Below are 15,279 nucleotides of genomic sequence, written 5' to 3'. Positions count from 1 at the left end.
CGCCGGGGTGCCCCCGATGCGTCCGGCGCCGGAGGGGCAGCGTCCGATGTACCGGGACGACGTGACCCAGGGCGCGGGCATCCCGACCGGGCAGTTCGACGGGGCCTACGGCGCGTCGGTTGATTCCCCGGGCGGGCCGCGCATAGGTTTCCCGGCAGGACCCTCAACCTCCGGTGGAGGGTTTGCCCCGGACCCCTATGCCGGGCACGTCCAGTCGGGTGTGCCGCGCCAGGAGGCTGTGAACATGGCTGGCACCAGCCCGTGCCCGCGGTGCGGGAACCGGAACCCGGCCCAGGCCCGGTTCTGCTCGAACTGCGGTACTCAGCTGCGTGGCGGCGGGTTCCCGGAGGGCGCGGCCGAGACCACCTCGACCATCTCGATCTCCGGCATCGAGTCGTACGACCCGACGGCGACCTCGACGGGTGCCACGCCGGCGCTGTCGGCCGAGGTGATGGCGGCGATCGACGCGCTGCCGCCGGGCTCGGCGCTGCTGATCGTGCAGCGCGGCCCGAACTCGGGCAGCCGGTTCCTGCTGGACTCGGACGTGACCACGGCGGGGCGGCACCCGCAGGGCGACATCTTCCTGGACGACGTGACGGTGTCGCGTCGGCACGTGGAGTTCCGTCGGCAGCCCGACGGCGGCTTCTCGGTCGCGGACGTGGGCAGCCTGAACGGCACCTACGTGAACCGGGAGCGGATCGACGAGGTGCTGCTCGGCAACGGCGACGAGGTGCAGATCGGGAAGTACCGGCTGGTGTTCTTCGCCAGCCACCACCGGGGGTACTGACCACTTCTCCGTTTGGAGCCCGAGTGACCCCACAGATTCCTACCCCGTCCCTCGGGTCCTCGCCCGTGCCGGCCTCGCGCCGCACGGGCGAGGCGCGCCGGCGGGGTGACGAGCTGCTGTCGATCGGCGCGGTGCTGGCCTTCCTGCGGGACGACTTCCCGGAGGTGACGATCTCCAAGATCCGCTTCCTGGAGGCGGAGGGCCTGGTCGAGCCGCAGCGCACCCCGTCCGGCTACCGGAAGTTCTCGGCGGCGGACGTGGAGCGGCTGGCGTACGTGCTGCGGATGCAGCGCGACCACTACCTGCCGCTGCGGGTGATCCGCGAGCACCTGGACGCGATCGAGCGCGGCGAGCAGCCGCCGGCGCTGCCGGGGGCGGAGTCCCGTCCGGGGCCGCTGGAGGAGGCGGACCGGGAGCTGGCGGCCGCGGCCGCCGGGCCGAGCGGGGTCCGGCTGGGCCGGGCCGAGCTGATCGCGGCGGCCGAGGCGCAGGAGCGCGAACTCGTCGAGTGGGAGGCGTACGGCCTGGTGCAGCCGGGCCCGGACGGCGGGTACGACGGGGAGGCGCTGCAGATCGCGCGGCTGGTGGCGGAGCTGGGCCGGTTCGGCCTGGAGCCGCGGCACCTGCGGGCGATGAAGGCGGCGGCGGAGCGCGAGGTGGCGCTGGTGGAGCAGGTGGTGGCGCCGCTGCGGCGGCACCGCAACCCGCAGACCCGGGCGCACGCGGAGGCGACGGCGCGGGAACTGGCCACCCTGTCGGTGCGGCTGCACGCGGCGATGGTGCAGGCGGGGCTGCGCTCCCGGGGGTGAACGGCCGGTGGCGCGGGGGCGGGCGGCGGTCCTGATCGCGGTGGCCGCTGCCTGCTGCGCTTTCCTATCGGGGGCGCGCGCCATAGGGTTGCTGGTGTGAATGAGCTCGACGTCGTGGGTGTCCGGGTGGAGATGCCCTCCAACCAGCCGATCGTGCTGCTCCGGGAGGTCGGCGGTGACCGCTACCTGCCGATCTGGATCGGGCCGGGGGAGGCCACCGCGATCGCCTTCGCCCAGCAGGGCATGACCCCGGTGCGGCCGCTGACGCACGACCTGTTCAAGGACGTGCTCGGCGCGCTGGGGCAGCAGCTGACCGAGGTGCGGATCAACGATCTGCGGGACGGGGTGTTCTACGCGGAGCTGGTGTTCGCCGGTGGTGTCGAGGTGAGCGCGCGCCCCTCGGACGCGATAGCGCTGGCGCTGCGCACCGGTACGCCGATCTACGGGAGCGAGGAGGTGCTGGCGGAGGCCGGCATCTCGATCCCGGACGAGCAGGAGGACGAGGTCGAGAAGTTCCGGGAGTTCCTGGACCAGGTCTCGCCGGAGGACTTCGGGGGCGGCCCGCAGTAGGCCGCGGGCGCGCGTTCCGCTAGCCCGGTCGGCGGTGCGCCGCAACTCCGCTCGGCCGGAAAACCATTTCGCTACCCGCGCATGGGGCACGAATAACCACTCGATGGGGTGAAGTTTCTGGAAGCCCCCGGCGTGGCGATCGTTGACGGTGCTTTGGCGACTGCCTACCGTCAGGTGATGGCCCGCCGGACGGGCCACCCGCAGCCCGGGGTCCGGCAGGGCTCCTGCGGGTCCCGTGGGGCCTTGGGCGGAATGGACGGAGGTTGGCGATGAGCGGCACCGGCGACGAGACGCGTTCCGGAGCGCTGTGCGCGGTGCACCTGCCGCGCGCCGACCGGGCTCTGATCGGGCGGCCCTGGCGGCCCGAACCCGAGGCGGAGGAGCTGCCGCGGCTCGGCCGCTTCCCGGCCGTCCAGCCCGGCCAGCCCGCGATCGAACGGCTCGCCCCGACCTCCGCGCTGGTCGGCTACCGCGGCCCGACGGCCTGCGCCGCGGCCGGCATCACCTACCGGCAGCTCGACTACTGGGCGCGCACCGGGCTGCTGGAGCCCTCGGTGCGCTCCGCGTACCCGGCGGGCGCGCAGCGGCTGTACAGCTTCCGGGACATTCTGCTGCTGAAGATCGTCAAGCGGCTGCTGGACGCCGGCGTGTCGCTGCAGAACATCCGGGTGGCCGTCACCCACCTGCAGTCCGCCGACCCGGCCGACCTGACCGGGCTGACCCTGATGTGCGACGGGGCGACGGTCTACGAGTGCACCTCGCCGCAGCAGGTGGTCGACCTGCTGAACGGCGGCCAGGGCGTGTTCGGCATCGCGGTCGGCGCGGTCCGGCAGGAGCTGGAGACCACCCTGGGGCGGCTGCACGGCGAGCGCACCGACACCGGCGAGACGCTGCTCGGCAATGACCCGGGCGACGAGCTGGCGCAGCGCCGCAACCGCGCGGGCTGACGGCGCGGCGGCCGCCCGCCCGGGTCGGGGAACCGGCGGGCCGGTCCGGGCCGTCCTGGTCCGTGTGTCGACGATCTTGAGGTGTGCGGGGCGGCGGGCCCGGGCGGTGTGGCGCGCGGTGCGCCCGGTGGACCGGCGGCGGCAGCGCCGCTGGTTCCAGGCGGTGGTGCTCTGCTCCGCGCTGGGGCTGGCGCCGGACGCCTGGCTGCACCTCACCCAGTCCGGGCGGGTCGGCACGGTGGCCGACGCGCCCGAGGCGCCGGTCGCGGTGGTGTTCGGCGCCGGGCTGATGGACGGCGTGCCCTCCCCGTACCTGGCGCACCGGCTGGACGCGGCGCTGGAGCTGTACCGGGCGCACAAGGTGCGGGCGATCCTGGTGACCGGCGACAACGGCACCGTCCGGTACGACGAGACCGACGCGATGCGCGGCTACCTGATCGACCGCGGGGTGCCCGCGGTGCGGGTGGTCGGCGACTACGCGGGCTTCGACACCTGGGACTCGTGCAGCCGGGCGCACCGGATCTTCGGCGTCGACCGGGCGCTGCTGGTCAGTCAGACCTTCCACGTCCGGCGGGCGCTGGCGCTGTGCGCGGCGGCCGGGATCGACGCGTACGGGGTCGGGGTGGAGGAGTGGCACGACGTCACCTGGGAGTACGGCGAGGCGCGGGAGGTCGGCGGCGCGCTGAAGGCGGCGGTGAACGTGCTGCTGCGGCCGGACCCGGCGCTGCTGGGGCCGCGCGAGGACGGGGTGGCGCGGGCGCTCGCGGACGCGGACGCGGCGGGGGAGGGCGGGACCGGCTGAGCCGGGGCCGCGCCGGGGAGCGCCGGGGGATTGTCGGTGGGGCGCGGGATGATCGGGCGGTGCGGACCGTGCCGAGCATCATCCACCTCGACATGGACGCCTTCTTCGCCGCGGTGGAGCAGGCGTCCAAGCCGAGCCTGCGCGGCAAGCCGGTCATCGTCGGCGGTCTCGGCGGGCGCGGCGTGGTCTCCACCGCCTCCTACGAGGCCCGGAAGTTCGGCGTGCACTCGGCGATGCCGATGGCGCAGGCCCGCCGGCTCTGCCCGAACGCGGCGTTCCTGACCGGCCGGTTCGAGGCGTACCGGGCCAACAGCGAGATCGTGATGGGCCTGCTGCGGGAGCGCTCCCCGCTGGTCGAGCCGCTCAGCCTGGACGAGGCGTTCGTCGACCTGGAGGCCGGGCCGTACGGGCCCGCGCTGGCCGCCGCGGCCACGCCTGCGGAGGGCGCCCAGCTGGTGCTGGCGCTGGCCGAGGACCTGCGGGCCGACATCCTGGAGCGCACCGGGCTGACCGCCTCGGTCGGCGCCGCGGCCTCCAAGCTGATGGCGAAGATCGCCTCCGAGCGGGCCAAGCCGGACGGGCTGGTGCTGGTCGAGCCCGGCACCGAGCGGGCGGTGCTGGCCCCGATGCCGGTGCGGGCGCTGCCCGGGATCGGCCCGGCCACCGAACAGGCGCTGCGCCGGGCCGGGTTGACCACGGTGGCGGACCTGGCGGAGGCCGGGTTCGGGGAGCTGGTCGGGCTGCTCGGCAAGGCGCACGGGGCGGGCGTGTTCCAGATGGCGATCGGCTGGGACGAGCGGCCGGTGGTGCCGGACCGGGACGCCAAGTCGGTGTCGGTGGAGGACACCTTCGAGGTCGACCTGGCCGACCGGGACCGCATCCTGCGCGAGATCGAGCAGCTCGCCGCGCGGTGCGTGCGCCGCCTGCGGGCGGCCGGGCGCTCCGGGCGGACGGTGGTGCTCAAGGTCCGCCGCTTCGACTTCTCGACGCTGACCCGCTCCGAGACGCTGCGCGGGCCGACGGACGACGAGGAGGTGGTCGCGGCGACGGCGCGCCGGCTGGCCCTCCAGGTCGACGTCACCGGCGGGGTGCGGCTGCTGGGCGTGGGCGTCGCGCAGCTCGCGGACTACACCCAGGAGGACCTGTTCGCCCAACTGGAGCGGGAGGAGCGGGAGTCGGGGACGGCGGCGGTGGTCGAGGAGGCGGTGGCGGAGCCGGTGGCGGCCGATCCGGCGGCCCGGCGCTGGTGGCCCGGGCAGGACGTGACGCACCGCGAGTTCGGCCCCGGCTGGGTGCAGGGCAGCGGGGTCGGCCGGGTGACGGTGCGCTTCGAGACGCCGTACTCGGGGGTGGGCCGGGTGCGGACGTTCGCGGTCGGGGACGAGGAGCTGGAGGCTTCGGGCGCGCTGCCGCTGCGGCCCCCGGCGGGGTGAAGGGCGTGCGGGGGCGGAGGGAGCAGGAGCACCCCCCGCCGATGCCCGTGGCGGGGGGTGCTCCTGCTGCTCGCGTGTGTCCAGTACGCGAGGGGGACGCCGTCAGGCGTCGGTCTTGGTGAGGGCCGGGGCGGCCTGCTCGGCGGGGGCCGGGGCGGACTTGACGGCCCGGATGGCGAACGGGACGGCGGCGGCCACCAGGCACATCGCGCCGGCCACCCAGAAGGCGTTCTGGTAGGCGTTCTCGGTGGGGAGCTGGATCGGCACCGGGAGCTTGAGGATGTCGCCGGTGAGGATCGCGCTCATCACCGCGGTGCCGACCGCGCCGCCGACGGTGCGCAGCACGGCGTTCATGCCGTTGGCGATGCCGGACTGCTCGGCGGGGACGGCGCCGTTGATGTAGGCGGGCATCGCGGCGTAGGCGAGGCCGACGCCGAGGCCGAAGACCGCGGAGGAGAAGTAGATGTCGAACTCGGCGCCGTGGCGCAGCGCCAGGTAGGCCATCGAGACGGCGCCGAGGAAGCCGCCGAGCACCAGCGGGAGGCGGGGGCCGCGGCGGGCGATCAGCAGGGCGCCGAGCGGGGCGGCGACCATCGAGCCGATCGCGGAGGGCAGCAGCATGACGCCGGCGTGCAGGACGGTGGCGGTGAAGCCGTAGTGGGTGAGCTTCTCCGGGGTCTGCGCGAAGTTGCTGATCACCATGAACGAGCCGTACATGCCGAAGCCGATCAGCAGGCCGGAGATGTTGGTGAAGGCGACGGCGGGGCGGGCCATCATCGACAGGTCGACCAGCGGGTGGGCGACCTTGGACTCGACCAGGAGCCAGACCAGGGCGACCACGGCGGCGACGGCGAACAGGCCGAGGGTGCGGGTGGACGTCCAGCCCCAGTGGTTGCCCTGGCTGACGGCGACCAGCAGGGCGGAGAGCCAGCCGGCCAGGGTGAGCGCGCCGAGCGGGTCGGCGCCGCCCTCCTTGTCGGTGACCGGGTCGGCGGGGACCCGCAGGACCACCAGCAGGACCGCGATCAGGCCGAAGACCAGGCCCATCCAGAAGATCGACTTGTAGCTCCAGTGCTCCAGCAGCAGGCCGGTGGCGACCAGGCCGAGGCCGGAGCCGACGCCCATCGAGGCGGAGATCGCGGCGACGCCGCCGGTCACCTTGTGCCGGGGCAGCTCGTCGCGGACGATGCTGATCGCCAGCGGCAGCACGCCGCCGCCCGCGCCCTGCAGCACCCGGGCGACCACCAGCCAGGTGAAGGAGTGGGTGCCCACCGCGAGGCCGGAGCCGAGCACCAGGCCGGCCAGCGAGACCAGCAGCATGGGCTTGCGTCCGCGCAGGTCGCCGAAGCGGCCCAGCAGCGGGGTGAGCACCGCCGCGGAGAGCAGGTTGGCGGTCATCAGCCAGGTGATGTTGGAGCCCGAGACGTTCAGTTCGCGGGCCAGGCCCGGCAGGATCGGGACGACCGCGGTCTGCACCACGCTGAAGGCCAGCATGGCCAGGATCAGGGCGGGCAGGACCCGGGCGCTGGTGGGCTTGGCGGCCGTGGGGGTGGGCTGTGGTGCCTCACTCACGGGGACTCCTCCGACAGGTTGCTTCAGAAAGGCGATGGTGCAGGGACTGAAGTAACGATGTCGGGAGATGCTTCACTCTGTCAAATATCGACCGGTGAAGCTTTGGCAAAGCGCCGGCCCCGACCCGCCGGAGCGGGCCGGGGCCGGACGGCCGACGGGCCGTCAGGAGCGCAGCGGCTCCGGGCGGGCGTGCTCCGCGCTGCCGTTCGCGGCGGCCGACTGCGGCCGGGCCGCCGGCGACTGCGGCTGCGCGTTCCACGGCCGGTGCTGCCGCGGCCCCTCGCCGTCCCCCTCGCCGGTGGTCGCGTCGTGCACCTCCACCTGCTCGCGGCGCAGCTCCTCGCGGACCACCTCCTCCTCGGTGTACCGCTCCACCACCAGCCGCACCCGCTCGATCGGCGCCAGGTACTTGCGCACCACCGGGCGCTCCTCGCGCAGCGTGACCTCCTCGACCGCCTCGGCGATCTCCTGCTCGCTCAGCGCCGCCCGCTCCGCGTCCGACACCGGAATCCGCTCCACCCGCACCCGCTCGCGCACCACCGGCACCCGGCGCTCCACCTGCTCGGTGGTCACGTACTTGCGCAGCCGGGTGGTGCCCACCTCGTGCCACTCGGTGCTGATGTCGATCCGCTCCTCGCGGCAGGTGATCTCCACCGGCGCGGTCGGCTCCGCCGCGGCCGACCGGGCGGACGGCTGCTGCTGCGACTGCGACTGCGACTGCGGGTGCGGCTGGGCCTGCTGGTGCCTGCCCGCGGCGTGCGCGGCCGGGGCCGCGGCGACGGTGCCGGGGGCGGGCGCCGGGGCGGGGGAGGAGGCGACGGTGCCGAAGTCGCGGTCCGGGGCGGGCGCCGCGGGCTCCTCGCGCGGGTGCTCCTTCGCGGTCGCCGCCGCCCCGGCGGTCCCGGCGGCCGCCGCCGTCCCGGCCGCCTTGGCCGTGCCGTCCACCGCCGCCGGGCCCGAACCGGCGTCGCCGCCCGTGTCCAGCCCGTAGTAGCGGTACAGCTGCAGCTCCTGGGCCGGCGAGAGGTGCTGGCCCACGCCGAAGTCCGGCGACTCCTTGATCAGCGACTTGTCGTACGGGACGCGCAGCTCGTCGCCCGCGAACTCGCTGGTGGTCAGCGGGACGAAGGCGTCCCGGCCGAAGATCCCCGTGCGGACGGCCGCCCACTCCGGTTCGCCGGTGGCGTCGTCCAGGTACACCTCGTCGACCGTGCCGATCTTGTCACCGTTCCGGTCGACCGCCTTGTGTCCGATCAGGTCGCGCGGATCGATATCGGTCTGCACGCTGTCCTCCAGTCCTGCTGCTCCTGGGAAGATCCGTCCGGAGGCGGCCGGAGGAGCGTGCCGGGCCGCCACTTCACACCAAACGGCACGTCACGGGCGGCGGCACCCCGGACACCGCCGTCCGGGGCAGATCACAGGGCCGCACCGGTGATCCGGGAGGCCCGCGCTGGTACCCTCGGAGGCGACCGCCGAGCCCGCTCGGGAGAGTCCCGGAACCGCCCGAACGGCGGGGTGCGGGGCGCCGAAGGAGCAACCCCTCCCCGGAATCTCTCAGGCATCCGTACCGAACGGGCCAGGTCACTCTGGAAAGCAGGGCAGGACCGTCGGCACCGGAGCCGGCCGACCCGCCCTCGCCGACGGTGCAAGCCGGGCGGGCCCGCGCGGTCCGGACGTGCGAAGCTCTCAGGTACCGATGACAGAGGGGGAGGCTGACGGGTTCGTACGCCCAGGCGCTCCCACGGCCGCCGACCGCGTGCGTACCACCGCCGGTCCGCGACCAGGAGGCCCGACCCCCATGAACGCCCAGCCGACGCTCAGCGACCTTGAGCAGGCCAGCCCCTTCGAGCACCGCCACATCGGTCCCGACAGCGACGCCCAGCAGAAGATGCTGGCCCAGGTCGGCTACGCCTCCCTGGACGAGCTGTCCGACGCCGCCGTCCCCGACGCCATCCGCAGCCTCACCGCGCTCGGCCTGCCCGCCGGCCGCAGCGAGGCCCAGGTGCTCGCCGAACTGCGCGAGCTGGCCGGCCGCAACCAGGTCCTCACCTCGATGATCGGCCTCGGCTACTACGGCACCTTCACCCCGCCGGTCATCCTGCGCAACGTGCTGGAGAACCCGGCCTGGTACACCGCCTACACCCCGTACCAGCCGGAGATCTCGCAGGGCCGCCTGGAGGCGCTGCTCAACTTCCAGACCGTGGTCGCCGACCTGACGGGCCTGGACACCTCCGGCTCCTCGCTGCTCGACGAGGGCACCGCCGCCGCCGAGGCGATGGCGCTGGCCCGGCGCGTCACCAAGAACAAGGCCGGCGTCTTCCTGGTCGACGCCGACACCCTGCCGCAGACCCTCGCCGTGATCGAGACCCGCGCCGAACCGACCGGCGTCGAGGTCGTCACCGCGGACCTGTCCGACGGCATCCCCGCCGAGATCGCCGAGCGCGGCGTGTTCGGCGTGCTGCTCCAGTACCCCGGCGCGTCCGGCGCGGTCCGGGACCCGAAGGCCGTCATCGAGCAGGCGCACGGGCTCGGCGCGGTGGTCGCCGTCGCCGCCGACCTGCTCGCCCTCACCCTGCTGCGCTCGCCCGGCGAGCTCGGCGCCGACATCGCCTGCGGCACCTCGCAGCGCTTCGGCGTCCCGATGGGCTTCGGCGGCCCGCACGCCGGCTACCTGGCCGTGCGCGCCGAGTACGCACGCAACCTGCCCGGCCGCCTGGTCGGCGTCTCCGTCGACGCCGACGGCAACCGCGCCTACCGGCTCGCCCTGCAGACCCGCGAGCAGCACATCCGCCGCGAGAAGGCCACCTCCAACATCTGCACCGCGCAGGTGCTGCTCGCCGTGATGGCCTCCATGTACGCCGTCTACCACGGCCCCGACGGCCTCGCCGACATCGCCCGCCGCACCCACCGCTACGCCGCCGCGCTCGCCGCCGGCCTGCGCGCGGGCGGCGTCGAGCTCGCCCACGACGCGTTCTTCGACACCGTCACCGCCGTGGTGCCCGGCCGGGCCGACCAGGTCGTCGCCGCTGCGCTGGCCGGCGGCGTCAACGTGCACCGGGTCGACGGCGACCGGGTGTCGGTGTCCTGCGACGAGACCACCACCCGCGCGCACCTGGCCGCCGTGCTCGCCGCGTTCGGGGTCGAGGACGCCGAGATCGCCGAGGACGCCGACGCGCTGCCCGCCGGGCTGCTGCGCGAGGACGAGTACCTCACCCACCCGGTCTTCCACAGCCACCGCTCCGAGACCGCCATGCTGCGCTACCTGCGCCGGCTCTCCGACCGCGACTACGCGCTCGACCGCGGCATGATCCCGCTGGGCTCCTGCACCATGAAGCTCAACGCGACCACCGAGATGGAGCCGGTCACCTGGCCCGAGTTCGGGCAGCTGCACCCGTTCGCGCCGGTCGACCAGGCGGCCGGGTACCTCACGCTGATCCGGGAGCTGGAGCAGCAGCTGGTGGAGGTGACGGGCTACGACGCCGTCTCGATCCAGCCCAACGCCGGTTCGCAGGGCGAGCTGGCCGGCCTGCTGGCCGTCCGGGCCTACCACCGGGCGAACGGCGACACCCAGCGCGACGTCTGCCTGATCCCGTCCTCCGCGCACGGCACCAACGCCGCCTCGGCGGCGATGGCCGGCATGCGGGTCGTCGTGGTCAAGACGCTGGCCGACGGCGACGTGGACGTCGAGGACCTGAAGGCGAAGATCGCCCAGCACGGCGAGCAGCTCGCCGTGCTGATGGTCACCTACCCGTCCACCCACGGCGTGTTCGAGACCGAGATCACCCGGATCTGCGCGCTCGTCCACGAGGCCGGCGGCCAGGTGTACGTCGACGGCGCCAACCTCAACGCGCTGGTCGGCCTGGCCAAGCCCGGCAAGTTCGGCGCGGACGTCTCGCACCTCAACCTGCACAAGACCTTCTGCATCCCGCACGGCGGCGGCGGCCCCGGCGTCGGCCCGGTCGCGGTGCGCGCGCACCTCGCGCCGTACCTGCCCAACCACCCGCTCCAGGCCGAGGCCGGCCCCGCGACCGGCGTCGGCCCGATCTCGGCCGCGCCCTGGGGCTCGGCGGCGATCCTGCCGATCTCCTGGGCGTACGTCCGCCTGATGGGCGGCGAGGGCCTCAAGCGCGCCACCCAGGTGGCCGTGCTGAACGCCAACTACATCGCCAAGCGACTCGCCCCGCACTACCCCGTGCTCTACACCGGCCCCGGCGGACTGGTCGCGCACGAGTGCATCATCGACCTGCGGCCGCTCAGCAAGGAGACCGGCGTCAGCGTCGACGACATCGCCAAGCGGCTGATTGACTACGGCTTCCACGCGCCGACCATGTCGTTCCCGGTCGCCGGGACGCTGATGATCGAGCCGACCGAGTCCGAGGACCTGCACGAGATCGACCGGTTCTGCGAGGCGATGATCGCCATCCGCGGCGAGATCGAGAAGGTCGGCGCGGGCGAGTGGGCGGCGGACGACAACCCGCTGCGCAACGCCCCGCACACCGCGGCGATGCTGGCCGGCGAGTGGGCGCACCCGTACACCCGCGAGGAGGCGGTCTTCCCGGCGGGCGTCAACCCGGCGGACAAGTACTGGCCGGCGGTGCGGCGGATCGACGGCGCGTACGGCGACCGGAACCTGGTCTGCTCGTGCCCGCCGCTGGACGAGTACGACGCGTGAGCGCGTAGCGGGAGCGTAGAAGCCGCCCGGCCGGGGGAGTTCCCTCGGCTGGGCGGCTTCGGCGTCGTCGCCTTCCGCTGCGCGCAGTTCCCCGCGCCCCTGGCGGGGCGGGGAGGCGGAGGACGGGGAGGCGCCTCCGGCGGGGCCCTGCGGGGCGGGGGAGGATGACGGAAGCCGCTCGGCCGGGGAAGTTCTCTCGGCTGGGCGGCTTCGGCGTCGTCGCCTTCCGCTGCGCGCAGTTCCCCGCGCCCCTGGCGGGGCGGGGTGCCTCCGGCGGGGCCCCGGGGGCGGGGGCGTCAGGAGTAGACGGGGCCGGTGAACTTCTCGCCGGGGCCGGTGCCGGGGGCGTCGGGGACGAGGGAGGCTTCGCGGAAGGCGAGCTGGAGGGAGCGGAGGCCGTCGCGGAGGGGGGCGGCGTGGAAGTTGGAGATCTCGGGGGCCCCGGCGGTGACCAGGCCGGCCAGGGCGGTGATCAGCTTGCGGGCCTCGTCGAGGTCCTTGTCGGCCTCGCCGCCCTCGGCGAGGCCGCACTTGACGGCGGCGGCGCTCATCAGGTGGACGGCGACGGTGGTGATCACCTCGACGGCGGGGACCTCGGCGATGTCACGGGTCAGGTCGTCGAAGCCGAGGGCCTGGTCGGACTCGGACTCGGGCGCGTGGTCGGGCTGGCTGGTCAAGGCGTCACTCCGGAGTGCTGGTGCGAAAGCGGGGTACGGATGGAGCGTACAAGGCGGGTGGCGGGGGGTCGGAATACCGGTCGGCCCCGGAACGCTGGTATGATTCGAGACTGACCGGCCGGACGAGCCTTCGGGTTGCCCGGCCAGCAAGTGGAGGCTCCACTCCAGGAGGCCCGAGAGGGCAACCGCGAAAGTCTCCCACCTGATCGGCCGAAGGGCCGACGGGTCCGGTCCGTGGTGGGCGCCGCGAGGATTGCCCGCTGCCAGTGGTGTCCGTCAGGACATCCCGGAACGTGTGGAGCCCCGCCTGTACCGTGCGGGGCTTTTTTCGTGCGTTCGGTGCTCCTGCCAGAGGGCAGCGGCAGCGAAGCATGAATGAAGCCCCGCCCAGTGGTCGAAACCACTACGTGCGACCGCCGCCCGACGGCCGCATCGGAAAAGGTGCAACCGAGGAGGCCCCATCAGCACCGAGCCCCGCATCAACGACCGGATTCGCGTCCCCGAGGTGCGACTCGTCGGTCCCAGCGGCGAGCAGGTCGGCATCGTCCCGCTCGCGAAGGCGCTGGAGCTTGCCCAGGAGTACGACCTGGACCTGGTCGAGGTCGCCGCCACGGCGCGACCGCCGGTGTGCAAGCTCATGGACTACGGCAAGTTCAAGTACGAGTCGGCCATGAAGGCCCGTGAGGCGCGCAAGAACCAGGCGCACACGGTCATCAAGGAGATGAAGCTCCGGCCGAAGATCGACCCGCACGACTACGACACCAAGAAGGGTCACGTCGTCCGGTTCCTCAAGCAGGGCGACAAGGTCAAGATCACGATCATGTTCCGCGGTCGTGAGCAGTCCCGCCCCGAGCTGGGCTTCCGACTGCTGCAGCGGCTCGCGGACGACGTCCAGGACCTGGGCTTCGTGGAGTCCGCTCCGAAGCAGGACGGCCGAAACATGATCATGGTTCTCGGCCCGCACAAGAAGAAGACCGAGGCCATGGCCGAGGCCCGCGCCGCCGCTGACGCCCGCAAGGCGGAGCGGCAGGGTCGCGGACCGGCTGCGGACCAGGCGGACGACGTGGACGGCGAGGTGGACGAGGTCGAGGAGACCGAGGCCGCCGAGACCGCGGACGACGACGCCGAGGCCGCCGAGGTCGAGCAGCCCGCCGAGGCCGCCCAGGACGCCTGAGCCTTCGGGTTCGGGAGCCGGGAGGCCGAGGCACCCGGTTCCGGGGCGTCCCGCCCTGGAGACGAGATCCATCCAGTTCCGGCCCGCGCCGCACGGCGCGGGCCGGAACGGACCGACGAGGAGATACGGCGACATGCCGAAGCAGAAGACGCACAGCGGCGCCAGCAAGCGCTTCAAGATCACTGGCTCCGGGAAGGTGCTGCGCGAGCGTGCCGGCCGTCGCCACCTGCTCGAGCACAAGCCCTCGACGCTGACCCGCAAGCTGGCCGGCAACGCCGAGATGGCCCCGGGCGACGCGAAGAAGATCAAGAAGCTTCTCGGCAAGTGATCGCCCGCCCGCGGCGCCGCCGCGGGCACCCGCTGATCCTTACCGACCGAATCGAATAACGGACCGCCGGCACGATCCGAGGTCCGGAACCAAGGAGTAATGAAGTGGCACGCGTCAAGCGGGCAGTGAACGCCCACAAGAAGCGCCGGGTCATCCTCGAGCGGGCCTCCGGCTACCGCGGTCAGCGCTCGCGCCTGTACCGCAAGGCCAAGGAGCAGGTCACCCACTCGCTCGTCTACAACTTCAACGACCGCAAGAAGCGCAAGGGCGACTTCCGCCAGCTCTGGATCCAGCGCATCAACGCCGCTGCCCGTGCCAACGGCATCACCTACAACCGCTTCGTCCAGGGCCTCAAGGCCGCGGGCGTCGAGATCGACCGCAAGATGCTGGCCGACCTCGCGGTGAACGACTCGGTGGCGTTCCGCGCCCTGGTCGAGGTCGCCCAGAAGGCGCTGCCGGAGGACGTCAACGCCCCCAAGGTCGCCGCCTGATCCAGGCCGTCGCCCCGAAGCGTTGCCCCGGACCCGCAGGCCGCCCGGCCTGCGGGTCCGTCGCGTACCGTGCCCCCGCCCGCCCGTGACGAAGATCGTGAGCATGAGCACCGAGACCCCCCTGCTGACCTCCCTGCGCTCCCCGCGCGTCGTCGCCGCCCGCCGGCTGGCCAAGCGCAACCAGCGCGGCAAGGAGCGGCGCTTCCTGGCCGAGGGCCCGCAGGCGGTCCGGGAGGCGGTGGCGTTCGGGCGGCTGCCGGACGGCGAGCACGCCGTGGTCGAGGTGTACGTGACGGCGGAGGCGGCCGAGCGGCACGCGGAGATCGTGGCCGCCGCGCGGGACGCCGGACGGCCGGTGCTGACCGCCACCGAGGAGGTCGTCGCGGACATCTGCGACACCGTCACCCCGCAGGGCATCGTGGCGTTGTGCCGGTTCATCGACACCCCGTTCGAGCAGGTGCTGGCCGCCCGCCCGAAGCTGGTCGCGGTGCTCGCGCACGTGCGCGACCCCGGGAACGCGGGCACCGTGCTGCGCACCGCGGACGCGGCCGGGGCGGACGCGGTGGTGCTCACCGACGCCTCGGTGGACCCGTACAACCCGAAGGCGGTCCGGGCGTCCGTCGGGAGCCTGTTCCACCTGCCGGTGGCGACCGGGGTGCCGGTCGAGGAGGCGGTGGCCCGGCTGCGGGCGGCCGGGGTGCGGGTGCTGGCCGCGGACGGGGCCGGGGAGCGCGACCTCGACCAGGAGCTGGACGAGGGCACCCTGGAGGGCCCGTGCGCCTGGGTGTTCGGCAACGAGGCCTGGGGCCTGCCGGAGAAGACCCGCGCGCTGGCGGACGAGGTGGTGCGGGTGCCCATCCACGGGCACGCGGAGAGCCTGAACCTCGCCACGGCGGCCGCCGTGTGCCTGTACGCCTCCGCGCGCGCCCAGCGCTCCCACGACGGGTGTCGCGCCGAGGGCCGGGCGCGCTAGGGTCGGTCCCTGGGCCGGCGAGGGGGCGGGCGGGGGAGGACACC

General features: G+C 73.8%; 13 protein-coding genes, 1 pseudogene and 1 riboswitch. Of the genes and pseudogenes, 11 read left to right on the top strand and 3 right to left on the bottom strand.

Annotated features, from left to right (window positions below; genetic code table 11):
• The first annotated feature begins 244 nt into the window (after positions 1–244).
• From QMQ26_RS37360 to QMQ26_RS07135, 6 genes and pseudogenes are all read left to right on the top strand, one after another.
• Positions 245–787: an FHA domain-containing protein gene (locus QMQ26_RS37360; protein ID WP_318552205.1), complete on the top strand. Its 543-nt coding sequence runs from the start codon at positions 245–247 to the stop codon at positions 785–787.
• A gap of 65 nt (positions 788–852) precedes the next feature.
• Entirely contained in the window at positions 853–1,596 is a 744-nt protein-coding gene (gene ftsR, locus QMQ26_RS07155; RefSeq protein WP_100835364.1) for a transcriptional regulator FtsR, read from the top strand.
• A 96-nt stretch (positions 1,597–1,692) separates the two neighbouring features.
• On the top strand, positions 1,693–2,166 hold the full coding sequence (locus tag QMQ26_RS07150) for a bifunctional nuclease family protein (protein WP_030463664.1): 474 nt from the start codon (positions 1,693–1,695) through the stop codon (positions 2,164–2,166).
• A 269-nt stretch (positions 2,167–2,435) separates the two neighbouring features.
• Complete coding sequence (locus QMQ26_RS07145; RefSeq protein WP_282205128.1) at positions 2,436–3,113, top strand: MerR family transcriptional regulator; 678 nt, start codon at positions 2,436–2,438, stop codon at positions 3,111–3,113.
• A 64-nt stretch (positions 3,114–3,177) separates the two neighbouring features.
• Positions 3,178–3,915 (top strand): SanA/YdcF family protein, encoded by a 738-nt coding sequence (locus QMQ26_RS07140; RefSeq protein WP_282205127.1) that lies wholly within the window; start codon positions 3,178–3,180, stop codon positions 3,913–3,915.
• A gap of 59 nt (positions 3,916–3,974) precedes the next feature.
• Positions 3,975–5,424, top strand: a pseudogene (locus QMQ26_RS07135) (DNA polymerase IV); the annotation flags it as partial.
• Between the two features lie 26 nt (positions 5,425–5,450).
• Here QMQ26_RS07135 and QMQ26_RS07130 read toward each other — a convergent pair.
• On the bottom strand, positions 5,451–6,920 hold the full coding sequence (locus QMQ26_RS07130) for an MFS transporter (RefSeq protein ID WP_282205126.1): 1,470 nt from the start codon (positions 6,918–6,920) through the stop codon (positions 5,451–5,453).
• Between the two features lie 162 nt (positions 6,921–7,082).
• Positions 7,083–8,204, bottom strand: a complete 1,122-nt coding sequence (locus QMQ26_RS07125) for a PRC and DUF2382 domain-containing protein (protein ID WP_282205125.1) — start codon at positions 8,202–8,204, stop codon at positions 7,083–7,085.
• A 189-nt stretch (positions 8,205–8,393) separates the two neighbouring features.
• A riboswitch (glycine riboswitch) is annotated at positions 8,394–8,500 on the top strand.
• Between the two features lie 218 nt (positions 8,501–8,718).
• On the opposite strand from QMQ26_RS07125, the gene gcvP reads away from it, so the two are divergent.
• Positions 8,719–11,592 carry an aminomethyl-transferring glycine dehydrogenase gene (gene gcvP / locus QMQ26_RS07120; protein ID WP_282205124.1) on the top strand — a complete coding sequence of 958 codons (2,874 nt, stop codon included), beginning with the start codon at positions 8,719–8,721 and terminating at the stop codon, positions 11,590–11,592.
• A gap of 296 nt (positions 11,593–11,888) precedes the next feature.
• Here gcvP and QMQ26_RS07115 read toward each other — a convergent pair whose 3' ends face one another.
• A complete protein-coding gene (locus tag QMQ26_RS07115; RefSeq protein ID WP_100835357.1) occupies positions 11,889–12,269 on the bottom strand; it encodes a DUF1844 domain-containing protein in 381 nt (126 codons plus the stop codon).
• A 460-nt stretch (positions 12,270–12,729) separates the two neighbouring features.
• On the opposite strand from QMQ26_RS07115, the gene infC reads away from it, so the two are divergent.
• The 4 genes from infC to QMQ26_RS07095 all read left to right on the top strand — a co-directional run bounded on the left by infC (position 12,730) and on the right by QMQ26_RS07095 (position 15,235).
• Positions 12,730–13,443 (top strand): translation initiation factor IF-3, encoded by a 714-nt coding sequence (infC, locus tag QMQ26_RS07110; RefSeq protein ID WP_100835356.1) that lies wholly within the window; start codon positions 12,730–12,732, stop codon positions 13,441–13,443.
• A 133-nt stretch (positions 13,444–13,576) separates the two neighbouring features.
• On the top strand, positions 13,577–13,771 hold the full coding sequence (rpmI, locus tag QMQ26_RS07105) for a 50S ribosomal protein L35 (RefSeq protein WP_030268653.1): 195 nt from the start codon (positions 13,577–13,579) through the stop codon (positions 13,769–13,771).
• Between the two features lie 104 nt (positions 13,772–13,875).
• Positions 13,876–14,262, top strand: a complete 387-nt coding sequence (gene rplT, locus QMQ26_RS07100) for a 50S ribosomal protein L20 (RefSeq protein ID WP_100835355.1) — start codon at positions 13,876–13,878, stop codon at positions 14,260–14,262.
• A gap of 103 nt (positions 14,263–14,365) precedes the next feature.
• Entirely contained in the window at positions 14,366–15,235 is an 870-nt protein-coding gene (locus QMQ26_RS07095; RefSeq protein WP_282205123.1) for a TrmH family RNA methyltransferase, read from the top strand.
• Positions 15,236–15,279: the final 44 nt, after the last annotated feature.

Source organism: Kitasatospora fiedleri (assembly GCF_948472415.1).
GTDB classification, from domain to species: Bacteria; Actinomycetota; Actinomycetes; order Streptomycetales; family Streptomycetaceae; genus Kitasatospora; species Kitasatospora fiedleri.
Note: the sequence above shows the minus strand (reverse complement) of the source record. Positions and strands in the feature narration are given on the sequence as shown.

What these genes read in the sequence shown, in the direction of transcription:
- QMQ26_RS37360 (WP_318552205.1), top strand. Translation starts at nt 245, where the DNA reads ATGGCTGGCACCAGCCCGTGCCCGCGGTGCGGGAACCGGAACCCGGCC.
- QMQ26_RS07145 (WP_282205128.1), top strand. Translation starts at nt 2,436, where the DNA reads ATGAGCGGCACCGGCGACGAGACGCGTTCCGGAGCGCTGTGCGCGGTG.
- gcvP (WP_282205124.1), top strand. Translation starts at nt 8,719, where the DNA reads ATGAACGCCCAGCCGACGCTCAGCGACCTTGAGCAGGCCAGCCCCTTC.
- rpmI (WP_030268653.1), top strand. Translation starts at nt 13,577, where the DNA reads ATGCCGAAGCAGAAGACGCACAGCGGCGCCAGCAAGCGCTTCAAGATC.
- QMQ26_RS07095 (WP_282205123.1), top strand. Translation starts at nt 14,366, where the DNA reads ATGAGCACCGAGACCCCCCTGCTGACCTCCCTGCGCTCCCCGCGCGTC.